Origin of the sequence: Isoptericola sp. NPDC057653, from assembly GCF_042799955.1 — a bacterium.
In the GTDB taxonomy this organism is placed as follows: Bacteria; Actinomycetota; Actinomycetes; order Actinomycetales; family Cellulomonadaceae; genus Isoptericola.
Window position 1 is genome coordinate 206,137 of sequence record NZ_JBHVHP010000002.1, and the last position, 14,652, is coordinate 220,788.

The window sequence follows — 14,652 nt, forward strand, 5'->3', positions numbered from 1 at the left end:
CGTGTGGGCCATGGGTGCGCACCACAACTACGCCGTCACCGTGTCCTGGCCCGACCCGGGCGGGGGCGGGGCGGGCACGACGTCGTACACCGCCTACTCGCGCGACCATCAGGTCGTGCTGGCCGGCAAGCCCGCGCTGGCGGGCAGCGCCGACCCCGCGTTCCGCGGCGACCCCTCCCGGTACAACCCGGAGGAGCTCTTCGTCGCGAGCCTGGCGCAGTGCCACATGCTGTGGTTCCTGCACCTCGCGGCGGAGTCGGGACTCGTCGTGCGCGAGTACGTGGACGACACCACGGGCACGATGCGCGTGGAGTCCCGCGGCGAGGGTCAGTTCACCGACGTCACCCTGCGTCCGCGCGTCACCGTCGACGCCGGACCCCAGGCCACGGACGAGGCGGTGAGCGCCCTCCATCACCGTGCCCACGCCCTGTGCTTCATCTCCCGCTCGGTGAACTTCTCGGTGCTCATCGAGCCGGCTCCGGTGCGTCTCTCCGCGCCCGCGGGCTGATCGCGCCGGTGCCCTGGAGCGGGTGATCTATACCAGTACGGTCACAGGTCCGTGTTGCCTGTTGACGTGGCGCCGTCGCGTGAATATTTTCCACTCCATCGCTCCAATGGAGGAGAGATATTTCCGTGAGCGTTGCGGGCCTCCGCACACGCCCACAGAGCGCGAGACGAGGAGGTCGGCGCAAGCGCCCCGCGCGGGGCAGTGCAGGCACCGGTTGACGGGGCGCCGCGAGGCGCACCCTGACACGAAGGGCATCTACGAGGATGACCAGCAACTTCACCACCAGCACCAACACCACTCCTGAGCCCAGCCGTCGGTCCGTTCTCCGGGCCGTCATGTTCACGGCCGCCGCGGTGCCGTTCGGCCTGCCCCTGGCAGCCTGCGCCACCGGCGGCGGCAGCAACGAGGGCGAGAAGTCGGCGTCGCCCACGGGCAACGCCGACCCGAAGAACCCGTTCGGCATGGCGGAGAACACGACGGTCGACGCCGTGATCTTCGACGGCGGGTACGGCGTCGACTACGTCGAGTTCGCGGGGAAGGTCCTCGCGGGCCTGCACGCGGGCTCGACCGTCAAGGTCTCGCCCTCCACGCAGATCGCCACCGAGCTCCAGCCGCGGTTCGTCGGCGGCAACCCGCCGGACCTCATCGACAACTCCGGTGCCCAGTCGATCGGCTTCAACACGATCCTCGACCAGCTCGAGGACCTGACCGACGTCATCGACGCGCCGAACGTCGAGGGCACGACCATCCGCGACACCCTCTACGAGGGCGTGCTCGCCCCGGGCACGTACGGGGACAAGTTCGCCGCCCTCAACTACGTGCTCACGGTGTACGGGGTCTGGTACTCCGGCAGCCTCTTCGACAAGAACGGCTGGACGCCTCCCGCCACGTGGGAGGAGGCCAAGGCCCTCGGCGCGGAGGCGAAGAAGGCCGGCAAGTACCTCTTCCTGTGGGGCACCGAGGCCGCGACGTACTACCAGACGCTCGCCATCGAGTCGGCCATCAAGGAGGGCGGCGACGAGGTCCGGCTGTCCCTGGAGAACCTCAAGCCCGACTGCTGGTCGCAGGACGCGCTCCAGGCGACCTTCACGATCATGAAGGAGATCATCGACGCCGGGTACTTCAAGCCCGGCGGCTCGGGCACCCAGTTCACGGCCGCCCAGGCGCAGTGGAGCAACAAGGAGGAGGCGCTGCTCTACCCGTCGGGGTCCTGGATCGAGAACGAGATGAAGGACCAGACGGCGCCGGACTTCCAGATGAAGGGCGTGCCGAGCTTCTCGGTGACGTCGAGCCCGGCGATGCCTGCCACGGCGCTCCACTCGACGGCCGGCGAGCCGTTCATCGTGCCGTCGCAGGCGAAGAGCGTCGCGGGCGGCAAGGAGCTGCTCCGCGTCATGCTCTCGAAGGAGTCGGCGACGAACTTCTCCAAGACGAAGCTCGCTCCGACCATCGTCAAGGACATCGTGCCCGCGGACGGGTTCGGGTCCACGGCGCTGGTGTCCCAGACCGACATGCTCAGCGCGGCCGGGACGGACATCTTCACGTTCAACTTCGTCAACACCTACGGCATGAACCAGGAGCAGCTGCCGATCTGGAACTCCTTCCTCGACGGGAAGAAGTCGGTGGCCGACCTGACCAAGGAGCTGCAGGCGATCACCGACCGGATCGCCAACGACGACACCATCGACAAGATCGAGGTGTCATGAGCGCCATCCCTGGCGCCGGGCAGGTTCTGCCCACCGACGAGGGAACTCTTGCGGGGCCCGGCAACGGGCCCCGCAGGGGGCGGGCCGGTGGGGTGTCGTTCGACAGCGTCAGCTTCTTCGTCGTCTGCCTCGGCATCCCGCTGGCGCTCTTCCTCGTCTTCGTGATCTGGCCGTTCATCCAGGCGGTGTTCTACGCGCTCACCAACTGGTCGGGCTTCACCGCCGACTTCGACATCATCGGGCTCTCCAACTTCACCACGCTCGTGCAGGACCCGCGGTTCATCAACGCCGTCGGCAACAGCGTCATGTTCGGCATCTTCATCCCCCTGATCACCATCGTGATCTCGCTGGCGTTCGCCATCCTCATCACGGTGGGCGGATCGGGCATGGGGCAGGTGCGGGGCGTCCGCGGGTCGGGCTTCTACCGTGTGGTCTCGCTCTTCCCCTACGTCATCCCGGGTATCGCGGTCGGCATCATGTGGCGCCTGATCCTCGACCCGAGCAACGGGCTGGTCAACGGGGTGCTCACCGGACTCGGGCTCGACAAGTTCCAGTCGTTCGCCTGGCTCGGCAACGTCGGCACGGCGATGCCCGTGACGATGTTCGTGGTCGTGTGGGGCTTCGTGGGGTTCTACATGCTGCTGTTCATCGCTGCCATCAAGAGCGTCCCCTCGGAGATCTACGAGGCGGCGCGGATCGACGGCGCGGGACGCTGGCGCACGTCGTGGTCCATCACCGTCCCGCTCATCCGGGACAACGTGCAGACCGCCTACATCTACCTCGGGATCATCGCCCTCGACCTGTTCGTGTACGTGCAGGCGCTCAACCCGACGGGCGGCCCGGACAACTCGACGCTCGTGATGTCCCAGCAGCTGTTCCGCACGGCGTTCACGGAGGGGAAGTTCGGCTACGCCAGCGCCATGGGCGTGGCGATGGCCATCGTCACCCTGGTGTTCGCCGCGCTGGTGTTCACCGTGAACCGCCTGACCGGCGGCCGGGACGAAGGAGGCCGCCGATGAGCGCCAACACGCAGGTGGCGCGCGACGCGGCGGCTCCGGCCCCGCGGATCAAGCCCACGGGCAGCAACGGGGGCGACAAGGTCGCCGCCGGGGTGTCGCACACCGTCCTGGTGATCTGGTGCGTCCTCGTGATCGCGCCGATGATCTGGGTGTTCATCGGTTCGTTCAAGACGAGCTCGGAGATCTTCGCCTCTCCGTTCTCGCTCCCGTCGAACTGGTCGTTCATCAACTACGAGCACGCGTGGGTGGACGCCGAGATCGGTCGGGCGTTCGTCAACACGATCATCGTGGTCGGCTCGGCACTGATCCTCGTGATGCTCCTCGGTGCGATGTGCGCCTACGTGCTCGCCCGGTTCGAGTTCCCGTTCCGGCGGGCGATCTACTACCTCATGCTCGTCGGGCTCACGTTCCCGGTGTTCCTCGCGATCGTCCCGCTGTTCTTCGTGATGCAGAACGCCGGGCTGCTCGGGACGCTGCCCGGGCTGATCGTGGTGTACGTGGCGTTCGCGCTGCCGTTCACGGTGTTCTTCCTGTACTCGTTCTTCCGCGGGCTCCCGGACGAGATCGCGGAGGCCGCCGCGATCGACGGCGCCGGCAACTGGCGCACCTTCTTCCAGGTGATGCTCCCGATGGCGACGCCGGGCATGGCGTCGGTCGCGATCTTCAACTTCCTCGGCCTGTGGAACCAGTTCATCCTGCCGATCGCGCTGAACCCGGAGCAGGACAACTACGTGCTTTCCCAGCGGCTCGCCGCGTTCGTGTCCTCCGCGGGGTACGCGGTGGACTTCGGTGCGATGTTCGCGGCCGTGGTCGTGACCATCGTGCCCGTGCTGATCGCCTACGTGATCTTCCAGCGACAGCTCCAGGGCTCGGTCACGGCTGGCACCAACAAGTAGGGGAGCGCCCCGGCCTCGGGCGGCCGGTCGGCAGGGGGAGACGTCGGTGGCCTGACCTAGGCTGACGGCATGGCCGACCCTGCGACCTACCGCCCGAAGCCGGGGGAGATCCCCACGTCGCCCGGCGTCTACCGGTTCCGCGACCCGCACGGCCGCGTCATCTACGTCGGCAAGGCCAAGAACCTGCGTGCGCGGCTGTCGAGCTACTTCCAGGACGTCGCGCACCTGCACCACCGCACCCAGACGATGGTCACGACGGCCGCGTCCGTCGAGTGGACGGTGGTGGGCACGGAGGTCGAGGCGCTCGCCCTCGAGTACTCGTGGATCAAGGAGTACGACCCCCGCTTCAACGTGAAGTACCGGGACGACAAGTCGTACCCGTACCTCGCGGTCACGATGGCGGACGAGGTGCCGCGGGCCCAGGTGATGCGCGGTGCCAAGCGCCGGGGCACGCGGTACTTCGGCCCCTACGGCCACGCCTGGGCGATCCGGGAGACCCTCGACCTGCTGCTGCGGGTGTTCCCGATCCGCACCTGCTCGTCCGGCGTCTTCCGGCGGGCGCACCAGACGGGCCGCCCCTGCCTCCTCGGGTACATCGACAAGTGCTCGGCGCCGTGCGTCGGGCGGATCAGCGTCGACGACCACAAGCAGCTCGCGCAGGACTTCTGCGACTTCATGGCCGGCGACACGCAGCGCTTCGAGCGCCGCCTCACCGCGCGGATGAACGAGGCCGCGGCGTCCATGGAGTACGAGCAGGCCGCCCGCCTGCGCGACGACATCCAGGCGCTGCGGCGCGCCACCGAGAAGAACGCCGTGGTGCTCCCCGACGCGACGGACGCCGACGTCTTCGCCCTGGCCGGCGACGAGCTGGAGGCGGCCGTCCAGGTGTTCCACGTGCGCGGCGGGCGCATCCGCGGCCAGCGCGGCTGGGTCGTGGAGAAGGTCGAGGACGTCACCGACGAGGAGCTGGTGGAGCACCTCCTCCAGCAGGTCTACGGCGCCGTCGAGGACGCGCGTGCGGCGGCGGACGGGGCCGAGGGCGACGCCGAGGCGCGTGCGTCGGCCCGCCGCGAGGCCCGGGACGCCGTCCCGCGCGAGGTGCTCGTCCCGGTGCTGCCGCCCGACCCGGCCCAGATGACCGCGTGGCTCACGGGCCTGCGCGGCGCCCGCGTGGAGCTGCGGGTGCCGCAGCGCGGCGACAAGCGAGAGCTCGCGGGGACCGTCAGGGCCAACGCCGAGCACGCGCTGGCGCTGCACCGGACCCGGCGTGCCGGCGACCTCACGACCCGCAGCCAGGCGCTGCGCGAGATCCAGGAGGCGCTGGGCCTCGAGTCGGCCCCGCTGCGCATCGAGTGCTACGACGTGTCCCACACCCAGGGCACGTACCAGTCGGCGTCGATGGTGGTCTTCGAGGACGGCCTGCCGCGCAAGAGCGAGTACCGCACGTTCTCGGTGCGCGGCCCCGAGGGCGACGGGGCGCGCGACGACACCGCGGCGATGCACGAGGTGATCACGCGCCGGTTCCGGCGGTACCTGGCGGACCGGCTCGCCGCGGGCGACGTCGAGCTCGACGACGCCTCGGACCGGGACCAGGACGAGACCTCGACGGGAGCCACGCGGCCGCGGTCCGGGGAGGTGCCGGCCGAGGAGCCGGGGGAGCGCAAGCGGTTCGCGTACCCGCCCAACCTCGTCGTCGTGGACGGTGGCCCCCCTCAGGTCGCGGCGGCGCAGCGGGCGCTGGACGAGCTCGGCGTCACCGACGTGGCGCTGTGCGGCCTCGCGAAGCGCCTCGAGGAGGTCTGGCTGCCGGGCGAGGACTACCCGGTCATCCTGCAGCGCTCGTCGGAGGGCCTCTACCTGCTCCAGCGCGTGCGCGACGAGGCGCACCGGTTCGCCATCACCCAGCACCGCCGCCGGCGGAGCAAGGGCATGACGGTGTCGGTCCTCGACGACGTCCCGGGGCTCGGCCCCACCCGGCGCAAGGCGCTGCTGACCACGTTCGGTTCGGTGAAGCGGCTGCGCGCGGCGAGCGTGGACGAGATCGCGGAGGTCAAGGGCATGGGCCGGCGCACGGCGGAGGCGGTCGTCGCGGCGCTCGCCGCCGACGGGGGCAGCGCGCCGTCGTCCCAGGACGGTCCGGGCACTGGCATGCTGGGCGCATGAGCGAGCCGGAGCCCACCACCGTCCCGCAGGGCATCCCCGAGATCGAGGCGACGACCCCCGCACCGGAGCCGTCCGACCCGGAGGTGCTGATCATCACCGGCATGTCGGGCGCCGGGCGGTCGCGGGCCGCGGGCGTCCTGGAGGACCTCGACTGGTTCGTCGTCGACAACCTCCCGCCGCTGATGATGGTGCCGCTCGTGGACCTCATGACGCGCGCCGGCTCGTCGGTCGAGCGGCTCGCCGTCGTCGTCGACGTCCGCGGCCGCGAGTACTTCGCCGAGCTCACCCGCGCGCTGCTGCACCTGCGCGAGGCGGGCGTGAACTACCGCATCCTGTTCCTCGACGCGCGGGACGAGACGCTGGTGCGCCGGTACGAGAGCGTCCGGCGGCCGCACCCCCTGCAGGGGGAGGGAAGGATCCTGGACGGCATCGCCGAGGAGCGCCGCCGGCTGGCCTCGATCGAGGAGCGCGCGGACGTGGTCATCGACACGTCCGAGCTGTCGGTGCACGACCTCGCCCGCGAGGTGCGGGCCGCGGTGGCGGACGGCGCCCCGGACGCGCTGCGCGTGAACGTGCTCGCCTTCGGTTTCAAGTACGGCATCCCGCTGGACGCCGACCACGTGGTGGACGTGCGCTTCCTGGCGAACCCCTACTGGATCACCGAGCTGCGGCACCTCACGGGCCGCGACGCGCCCGTGCGCGAGTACGTCCTGGCCCGGCCCGGCGCGCGGGAGTTCGTGGACCGGTACGTCGCCGCGCTCGAGCCCGTGCTGGCCGGGTACCTCGCGGAGGAGAAGCGGTACGTGACGATCGCCGTCGGCTGCACCGGGGGCAAGCACCGGTCGGTCGCGATCGCGGGCGAGATCGCCCAGCGGCTGCGCGACGCCGGGCAGCGCGTCACCCTCACGGCGCGCGACCTGGGGAAGGAGTGACGACGCCGGCCCTGAGCATGGGCGCGCCCGCGGTCACCGCGCTGGGCGGCGGGCACGGGCTGTACGCGAGCCTCTCGGCGCTGCGGCTGATGTCCGACCGGCTCACCGCGGTCGTGACGGTGGCGGACGACGGCGGCTCCTCGGGCCGGCTCCGCGACGAGCTGGACGTGCTCCCGCCGGGCGACCTGCGCATGGCGCTCGCGGCGCTGTGCGACGACTCGGAGTGGGGGCGCACCTGGAGCGACCTGCTGCAGCACCGGTTCGTGTCGGGCGGGAGCCTCGACAAGCACGCCATGGGCAACCTCATGATCGTGGCGCTGTGGGAGCTGCTGGGCGACACGGTGACCGGGCTGGACTGGGTCGGCAAGCTGCTGGGTGCGCGCGGGCGGGTGCTGCCCATGGCGTCGGTGCCCCTGGTCGTCGAGGCGGACGTGCGGCGCGACGGCGTCGCCGGGGCCGATCGCCTGGAGACCGTCGTCGGGCAGTCGCGCGTGGCCTTGACGGAGGGCCGTATCGAGCAGCTGCGGCTGGTCCCCGCGGACCCCCCGGCGTGCCCGGAGGCGGTCGAGGCCGTGCGGTCGGCCGACTGGATCGTGCTGGGACCGGGGTCCTGGTACTCGTCGGTGCTGGTGCACCTGCTGGTCCCCGAGCTCGCCCGGGCGCTGCACGAGACGGACGCGCGCATCTGCGTGACCCTGAACCTGGCCGCGGAGCTCGGCGAGACGCAGGGGCTGACGGCGACGGGCCACCTCGAGGCGCTGCACCGGCACGCCCCGGGGCTGCGGGTGGACGCGGTCCTCGCGGACCCGTCCGCGGTGGAGGACGTCGACGAGCTGGCCGACGCCGCGCGCATCATGGGGGCGGAGCTGCTCATGCGCCAGGTACGCCGCGGGGACGGCAGCGCGCGGCACGACCCGCTGCGTCTGGCCGCTGCCTACCGCGACGTGTTCGAGGGGATCTACGGCGACGTCTGACGCCTTCCTCCGGCGCCGAGAGTGCTTGCCGCGCGTGGCAGGATGACGCCATGGCGCTCACGGCAGAGGTGAAGGACGAGCTCACGCGGATCAAGGTGACCCGGACGTCGTGCCGCAAGGCCGAGGTCTCGGCGACGCTGCGGTTCTCGGGCGGGCTGCACATCATCTCGGGCCGCGTGGTCATCGAGGCGGAGCTGGACGACGAGGCGGCCGCGGCGCGGCTGCGGCAGTCGATCACCGAGCTGTACGGGCACACCAGCGACCTCATCGTGGTGCAGGCCGGCGGCCTGCGGAAGAACAACCGCTACGTGGTGCGCGTGGTGCGCGACGGCGAGTCGCTCGCCCGTCAGACCGGGCTGCTGGACTCGCGCGGGCGCCCGGTGCGCGGCCTCGCGCCCGAGGTCGTGTCGGCGGGTGTCGCCGAGGCGGAGGCCGTGTGGCGGGGGGCCTTCCTCGCGCACGGCTCGCTGACGGAGCCCGGCCGCTCGATGGCGCTGGAGGTCACGTGCCCGGGGCCGGAGGCGGCACTGGCGCTGGTCGGCGCCGCCCGCCGGCTCGGCGTGCAGGCGAAGTCGCGCGAGGTGCGCGGCGTGGACCGCGTGGTGGTGCGCGACGGGGAGGCGATCGGCGAGATCCTGCGCCGGATGGGCGCCGTCAGGACCCGGGAGGTCTGGGAGGAACGACGCGCGCGGCGCGAGGTGCGCGGCACCGCGAACCGCCTGGCGAACTTCGACGACGCGAACCTGCGCCGGTCGGCCCGGGCGGCGGTGGCGGCGGGCGCCCGCGTGCAGCGGGCGTTCGAGATCCTCGGCGAGGAGGTGCCGGACCACCTGCGGCAGGCGGGGGAGCTGCGCCTGGCGCACAAGCAGGCCTCCCTCGAGGAGCTGGGCCAGCTGGCGGACCCGCCGCTGTCGAAGGACGCCGTGGCTGGCCGGATCCGCCGGCTGCTGTCGACGGCCGACAAGCGCGCGATCGAGGTGGGCATCCCCGACACGGAGGCCGGGCTGAGCCCGGACCTGCTCGACCTCTGAGGGCGGGGGGCGGGGGCGGCGCGGACCGTGCCCGCCGCTCCGCGGGCCCACGGCGCACGCCCTGTCCATATGGTCAGACCACACGTCTCACGGCAGTCGCGAGGGTCGGCGGTACCGCCGATTCGGGTATAGGCTCATGACGTCAGGTGACGACGACGTGACCCAAGGCTGACCGCCCGGAGGAAGACGTCGGGGGTCCCAGTCCCAGGGTCGCGGCGTGAATCATCAGCGCGCCCGTCGTGGCGCGCGGAAGTCGGCATCAACCGTGTGCGCCGGACCCCCACCGGCGCGCCCTGAGGAGGGCAATCGTGACCATCCGCGTCGGGATCAACGGCTTCGGTCGGATCGGACGGAACTTCTACCGCGCTCTCGTGGAGTCGGGTGCGGACATCGAGGTCGTCGGCGTCAACGACCTGACCGACAACAAGACTCTGGCCCACCTGCTGAAGTACGACACGGTGCTGGGCCGCTTCCCGAAGTCGGTCGACTTCGACGACGACAACATCATCGTCGACGGCCACAAGATCCGTGCGCTCGCCGAGCGCGACCCCGCCAACCTGCCCTGGGGCGAGCTGGGCGCGGACATCGTCATCGAGTCCACCGGTTTCTTCACGGACGCCACCAAGGCCAAGGCGCACATCGACGCCGGCGCCAAGAAGGTCATCATCTCCGCCCCGGCGAAGAACGAGGACGCGACCTTCGTCATGGGTGTGAACAACGACCAGTACGACCCGGCCGCGCACCACATCATCTCGAACGCGTCGTGCACCACGAACTGCCTCGCGCCGCTGGCCAAGGCCCTCAACGACTCGATCGGCATCGAGCGTGGCCTCATGACCACGATCCACGCGTACACGGGTGACCAGAACCTGCAGGACGGCCCGCACAAGGACCTCCGTCGCGCCCGCGCCGCCGCGCAGAACATCGTGCCCACCACGACGGGTGCCGCCAAGGCCGTCGCGCTGGTGCTCCCGGAGCTGAAGGGCAAGCTGGACGGCTACGCCCTCCGCGTCCCGGTCATCACCGGCTCGGCCACGGACCTCACCTTCGAGGCGCCGCGCGAGGTCACGGTCGACGAGGTCAACGCCGCGGTCAAGGCCGCCGCCGAGGGCCCGCTCAAGGGCACCCTCGAGTACGTCGAGGACGAGATCGTCTCCTCGGACATCGTCACCAACCCGCACACGAGCATCTTCGACTCGAAGCTCACCAAGGTGATCGGCAACCAGGTCAAGGTCGTCTCCTGGTACGACAACGAGTGGGGCTACTCCAACTCGCTCGTCGCGCTGACCGTTCACGTCGGCGAGAAGCTCTGACGACTCCGGCGCCCGACATCGCTCGAGCGTGAGTCACGACGTCCGCGTGCGCGCCGAACCCCGGCCGCGCACGCGGACGTCGTCATGTACGGAACAGATCACCCCCCGCCCGGGACGCACGGCCGCCCGACGGCCGCACGGCACGCACCGGGCCCTGACGGACAGGTGTGCCTCATGAAGACCATCGACTCCCTGGGCGAGCTGCGCGGCAAGCGCGTCCTCGTCCGCTCGGACTTCAACGTGCCGCTCGACGGCACCACCATCACGGACGACGGCCGCATCAAGGCCGCGCTGCCGACCCTGCGCCGCCTGGTCGACGCCGGCGCCCGCGTCGTCGTGACGGCCCACCTCGGCCGCCCCAAGGGCGAGCCGAACCCCGCCTACTCGCTCGCGCCCGTGGCCGCCCGCCTCGGCGAGCTGCTCGGCCAGGACGTCTCCCTCGCGACCGACGTGACCGGCCCCTCGGCCCAGGAGACGGTCGCCGCGCTGGCCGACGGCCAGGTCGCGCTGCTGGAGAACGTGCGGTTCGACGCCCGGGAGACGTCGAAGGTCGACGCCGAGCGCGAGGAGCTGGCCGGCGAGCTGGCCGCGCTGGCCGACGCGTTCGTCTCCGACGGCTTCGGCGTCGTGCACCGCAAGCAGGCCTCGGTCTACGACGTGGCCAAGGTGCTCCCCGCGGCCGCCGGCGACCTGGTGCTCAAGGAGGTCGAGTCGCTCTCGCGCGCCACGACCGACCCGCAGCGCCCGTACGCCGTGGTCCTCGGCGGCTCGAAGGTCTCCGACAAGCTCGGTGTCATCGAGAACCTCCTCACCAAGGCCGACCGCCTGCTCATCGGGGGCGGCATGGTCTTCACGTTCCTCGCGGCGCAGGGCCACTCCGTGGGCTCCTCGCTGCTCGAGGCGGACCAGGTGGACACCGTGAAGGGCTACCTGGCGCAGGCCGCCGAGCGCGGCGTCGAGATCGTGCTGCCCACGGACATCGTGGCCGCGGACTCGTTCGCCGCCGACGCCGCGCACCGGACGGTGCCGGCCGACCAGATCCCTGACGGGACCATGGGCCTCGACATCGGCCCGGAGTCCGGCGCGCTGTTCGCGGCCCGCCTCGCGGACGCGAGGACCATCGTCTGGAACGGCCCCATGGGCGTGTTCGAGTTCGCCGCCTTCGCCGCCGGGACCCGCGCCGTCGCGCAGGGCATCGTCGACGCGACCGCCGCGGGCGCCTTCTCCATCGTGGGGGGCGGGGACTCCGCCGCGGCCGTGCGCGTGCTCGGGTTCGACGAGGACGGATTCAGCCACATCTCCACGGGCGGCGGCGCGAGCCTCGAGCTCCTCGAGGGCAAGGAGCTCCCGGGGCTCGCGGTCCTCGGCGCCTGACCCTCACGACCCTTCCGCACGAGAGAACAAGGAGCCCATCGTGGCCACCACCCGCACGCCCCTGATGGCGGGCAACTGGAAGATGAACCTGGACCACACCGAGGCGATCGCCGCGGTGCAGAAGCTCGCGTGGACGCTCAATGACGCGAAGCACGACTACGAGGCCGTCGAGGTGGCCGTCCTGGCCCCGTTCACGGACCTGCGCTCGGTGCAGACCCTCGTCGACGCCGACAAGCTCGAGGTGCGCTACGGCGCCCAGGACCTGTCGACGCACGCGTCCGGCGCGTACACCGGTGAGATCTCGGGCCCGATGCTCGCCCGCCTCGGCTGCACCTACGTGGCCGTCGGCCACTCCGAGCGCCGCGAGTACCACGCCGAGGACGACGCCGTCGTCAACGCCAAGGTGCGCGCCGCCTTCGAGCACGGCCTCGTGCCGATCCTCTGCGTGGGGGAGGGCCTGGACGTCCGCAAGGCGGGCGAGCAGGTCTCTTACACCCTGGCGCAGGTCGACGCCGCGCTCGCCGACGTGACCGCCGAGCAGGCCGCGCAGGTGGTCATCGCCTACGAGCCCGTGTGGGCCATCGGCACGGGCGAGGTCGCCACCCCGGAGGACGCGCAGGAGGTCTGCGGCGCGATCCGCGGACGCCTCGCGGAGCTGTACGACGCCGAGCTCGCCGCGGGCGTGCGCGTCCTGTACGGCGGTTCCGTGAAGTCGGGCAACGTCGCGCAGATCATGTCGCAGCCGGACGTGGACGGCGCCCTCGTGGGCGGCGCGAGCCTCGACCCGGTCGAGTTCGCCAAGATCGCTCGGTACCAGTCGCACGTCGGCTGACACGACACGCACGACGGCGGGCCCGGCCCGTCGGACGGACGCCTCTCGGGATCGTCACCAGATGGAGACATCGGTGTTCGCTTCGAGAGGCGTCCGTCACTTACTCTTGACCCGGCCGGGACGACGTCCTGGCACCGAACCCGTCCCGCGGGACGGACGACGAACGAAGGACAGCCGAGGACACCGTGGACGCTTTGCAGATCATCCTTCAGGTTCTCCTGGTCATCACCAGCGCCTTCCTGACCCTGCTGATCCTGATGCACAAGGGCAAGGGTGGCGGTCTGTCCGACATGTTCGGCGGGGGGATCTCGAGCGCTGCCGGCAGCTCCGGTGTCGCCGAGCGCAACCTCAACCGGATCACGGTGAGCTTTGCGCTCGTCTGGTTCGTCGTGATCGTGCTGCTCGGCCTCATCACGAAGGTCAGCTGACAGCACGGCACGACCGTCACCGGCCCCGGCCGGTGCGGGGGGCACGGGCCCGGGCGACGACGCACCGGACCACGGTTCACGAAGATCGTCCGTGGGCGAACGCCCACTGAGTCGAAGGTGAGGACGACAGGACGTGGCTAATGCCGGTCATGCGATCCGGGGCTCGCGCGTAGGCGCGGGGCCCCTGGGAGAGTCCGAGCGCGGCGATGCGGCACCCCGGGTGCGGGTGTCGTACTGGTGCGCGAACGGGCACGAGACGACGCCGAGCTTCTCGGCGAACGACGACGTGGAGGCCCCGGAGTTCTGGGACTGCCCGCGGTGCGGCTTCCCCGCCGGCCTGGATGCGGCGAACCCGCCGTCGCCGGTGCGCAACGAGCCGTACAAGACGCACCTCGCGTACGTGAAGGAACGCCGGTCCGAGGAGGACGGTGCGGCCCTCCTGGAGGAGGCGCTCGCGACGCTGCGAGCGCGCCGCACCACCCTGCGCCAGGCGAGCTGACACCTCGACCGGTGCCCCGGGGCGATGCCTCGGGGCACCGGGGGATGTCCACCTGTCGAGACGGGGCGTAGTCTTTCGGCATGTTCGAGGAAGGACAGCTCTACGCCCCCGTCACCGAGGACGAGAACGGCGTCACGGTGCACCTCACGGACGACCACCCCGGCGCGAACGACCCGGAGTACCGCCGCCGTCGCGAGGCCATCGCCGGCCCCGCGCTGCGCTGGTCACCCGGCGATCCCGTGCCTCAGGTCGACTACACCCCCGCGGAGAACGAGATCTGGCGCACCGTGTGCACCGAGCTCGCGCCCAAGCACGAGCGGCTGGCGATCCGCGGCTACCTCGAGGGCAAGGAGGCCCTCGGTCTGCCCACCGACCGCGTGCCGCAGCTCGACGAGGTCAGCGCGGGCCTGGAGCCGCTGAGCGGCTTCCGCCTGCACCCCGCCGCCGGTCTCGTGCCGCTGGACCAGTTCTACGGCTCGCTCGCCGACGGCGTCTTCCACTCCACGCAGTACCTGCGGCACGGCTCGCAGCCGCTGTACACCCCGGAGCCCGACATCATCCACGAGGTGGTGGGTCACGGGAACCTGCTCGCGAACCCGGCGATCGCCGACGTGAAACGGCGGGCCGGCGAGGCGGCGCGGCGGTGCGAGACCGCGGAAGGGCTGCAGTTCGTCGCGGACGTCTTCTGGTTCACGATCGAGTTCGGCGTCATGTACGAGGAGGGCGAGCTGCGCGCCTACGGCGCGGGCCTGCTGTCGTCCTACGGCGAGATCGAGGAGTTCCGCGGCGCGACCATCCTGCCGCTCGACTTCTACTCGATGGGCACCGTCGAGTACGACATCTCCCACTACCAGCCCACGCTCTTCGCGTGCGACGGCATGAACGAGCTGACCGAGCGGGTGGGTCAGTTCTTCGCCGAGTTCGACGACGAGACCCCCGGACGCCTGCTGGCCGCCCGCCGCCGGTCGGCCAGCTGA

The 14,652-nt window shown here is 71.1% G+C and carries 14 protein-coding genes; all 14 read left to right on the plus strand.

What is annotated here, in order from left to right; translation table 11 throughout:
* Positions 1 to 10: 10 nt before the first annotated feature.
* The 14 genes from ACFU9A_RS12150 to ACFU9A_RS12215 all read left to right on the plus strand — a co-directional run bounded on the left by ACFU9A_RS12150 (position 11) and on the right by ACFU9A_RS12215 (position 14,652).
* Entirely contained in the window at positions 11 to 508 is a 498-nt protein-coding gene (locus ACFU9A_RS12150) for an OsmC family protein (protein WP_430575540.1), read from the plus strand.
* A 263-nt stretch (positions 509 to 771) separates the two neighbouring features.
* Positions 772 to 2,214, plus strand: coding sequence for an N-acetylglucosamine/diacetylchitobiose ABC transporter substrate-binding protein (gene ngcE / locus ACFU9A_RS12155; RefSeq protein ID WP_430575541.1), 1,443 nt, complete (start codon positions 772 to 774; stop codon positions 2,212 to 2,214).
* Positions 2,211 to 3,233 (plus strand): carbohydrate ABC transporter permease, encoded by a 1,023-nt coding sequence (locus ACFU9A_RS12160; RefSeq protein ID WP_430575542.1) that lies wholly within the window; start codon positions 2,211 to 2,213, stop codon positions 3,231 to 3,233. The genes ngcE and ACFU9A_RS12160 overlap by 4 nt, the downstream gene beginning before the upstream one ends.
* A complete protein-coding gene (locus tag ACFU9A_RS12165; RefSeq protein ID WP_430575543.1) occupies positions 3,230 to 4,129 on the plus strand; it encodes a carbohydrate ABC transporter permease in 900 nt (299 codons plus the stop codon). Before ACFU9A_RS12160 ends, ACFU9A_RS12165 begins: the two co-directional genes overlap by 4 nt.
* A 69-nt stretch (positions 4,130 to 4,198) precedes the next feature.
* On the plus strand, positions 4,199 to 6,292 hold the full coding sequence (gene uvrC, locus ACFU9A_RS12170; protein WP_430575544.1) for an excinuclease ABC subunit UvrC: 2,094 nt from the start codon (positions 4,199 to 4,201) through the stop codon (positions 6,290 to 6,292).
* Positions 6,289 to 7,224 (plus strand): RNase adapter RapZ, encoded by a 936-nt coding sequence (rapZ, locus tag ACFU9A_RS12175; RefSeq protein ID WP_430575545.1) that lies wholly within the window; start codon positions 6,289 to 6,291, stop codon positions 7,222 to 7,224. Before uvrC ends, rapZ begins: the two co-directional genes overlap by 4 nt.
* Positions 7,225 to 7,241: 17 nt before the next feature.
* Entirely contained in the window at positions 7,242 to 8,198 is a 957-nt protein-coding gene (gene yvcK / locus ACFU9A_RS12180; RefSeq protein ID WP_430576459.1) for a uridine diphosphate-N-acetylglucosamine-binding protein YvcK, read from the plus strand.
* 50 nt (positions 8,199 to 8,248) lie between these two features.
* The gene (gene whiA / locus ACFU9A_RS12185) at positions 8,249 to 9,229 is read left to right on the plus strand and encodes a DNA-binding protein WhiA (RefSeq protein WP_430575546.1); all 981 of its coding nucleotides are present in this window, start codon (positions 8,249 to 8,251) and stop codon (positions 9,227 to 9,229) included.
* A 308-nt stretch (positions 9,230 to 9,537) separates the two neighbouring features.
* A complete protein-coding gene (gap, locus tag ACFU9A_RS12190; RefSeq protein ID WP_430575547.1) occupies positions 9,538 to 10,542 on the plus strand; it encodes a type I glyceraldehyde-3-phosphate dehydrogenase in 1,005 nt (334 codons plus the stop codon).
* Positions 10,543 to 10,716: 174 nt separating this feature from the next.
* Positions 10,717 to 11,916 carry a phosphoglycerate kinase gene (locus ACFU9A_RS12195; RefSeq protein WP_430575548.1) on the plus strand — a complete coding sequence of 400 codons (1,200 nt, stop codon included), beginning with the start codon at positions 10,717 to 10,719 and terminating at the stop codon, positions 11,914 to 11,916.
* A gap of 64 nt (positions 11,917 to 11,980) precedes the next feature.
* Entirely contained in the window at positions 11,981 to 12,748 is a 768-nt protein-coding gene (gene tpiA, locus ACFU9A_RS12200) for a triose-phosphate isomerase (protein WP_430576460.1), read from the plus strand.
* Between the two features lie 185 nt (positions 12,749 to 12,933).
* The gene (secG, locus tag ACFU9A_RS12205) at positions 12,934 to 13,176 is read left to right on the plus strand and encodes a preprotein translocase subunit SecG (RefSeq protein WP_430575549.1); all 243 of its coding nucleotides are present in this window, start codon (positions 12,934 to 12,936) and stop codon (positions 13,174 to 13,176) included.
* A gap of 133 nt (positions 13,177 to 13,309) precedes the next feature.
* Positions 13,310 to 13,675: an RNA polymerase-binding protein RbpA gene (locus ACFU9A_RS12210; RefSeq protein WP_430575550.1), complete on the plus strand. Its 366-nt coding sequence runs from the start codon at positions 13,310 to 13,312 to the stop codon at positions 13,673 to 13,675.
* Between the two features lie 80 nt (positions 13,676 to 13,755).
* On the plus strand, positions 13,756 to 14,652 hold the full coding sequence (locus ACFU9A_RS12215) for a phenylalanine 4-monooxygenase (protein WP_430575551.1): 897 nt from the start codon (positions 13,756 to 13,758) through the stop codon (positions 14,650 to 14,652).

Bases quoted from the DNA above. Each gene is read 5' to 3' on its own strand.
- tpiA (WP_430576460.1), top strand. From the start codon at position 11,981: ATGGCGGGCAACTGGAAGATGAACCTGGACCACACCGAGGCGATCGCC.
- whiA (WP_430575546.1), top strand. From the start codon at position 8,249: ATGGCGCTCACGGCAGAGGTGAAGGACGAGCTCACGCGGATCAAGGTG.
- ACFU9A_RS12160 (WP_430575542.1), top strand. From the start codon at position 2,211: ATGAGCGCCATCCCTGGCGCCGGGCAGGTTCTGCCCACCGACGAGGGA.
- rapZ (WP_430575545.1), top strand. From the start codon at position 6,289: ATGAGCGAGCCGGAGCCCACCACCGTCCCGCAGGGCATCCCCGAGATC.
- ngcE (WP_430575541.1), top strand. From the start codon at position 772: ATGACCAGCAACTTCACCACCAGCACCAACACCACTCCTGAGCCCAGC.
- ACFU9A_RS12165 (WP_430575543.1), top strand. From the start codon at position 3,230: ATGAGCGCCAACACGCAGGTGGCGCGCGACGCGGCGGCTCCGGCCCCG.
- uvrC (WP_430575544.1), top strand. From the start codon at position 4,199: ATGGCCGACCCTGCGACCTACCGCCCGAAGCCGGGGGAGATCCCCACG.
- ACFU9A_RS12195 (WP_430575548.1), top strand. From the start codon at position 10,717: ATGAAGACCATCGACTCCCTGGGCGAGCTGCGCGGCAAGCGCGTCCTC.
- ACFU9A_RS12215 (WP_430575551.1), top strand. From the start codon at position 13,756: ATGTTCGAGGAAGGACAGCTCTACGCCCCCGTCACCGAGGACGAGAAC.
- yvcK (WP_430576459.1), top strand. From the start codon at position 7,242: ATGGGCGCGCCCGCGGTCACCGCGCTGGGCGGCGGGCACGGGCTGTAC.
- ACFU9A_RS12150 (WP_430575540.1), top strand. From the start codon at position 11: ATGGGTGCGCACCACAACTACGCCGTCACCGTGTCCTGGCCCGACCCG.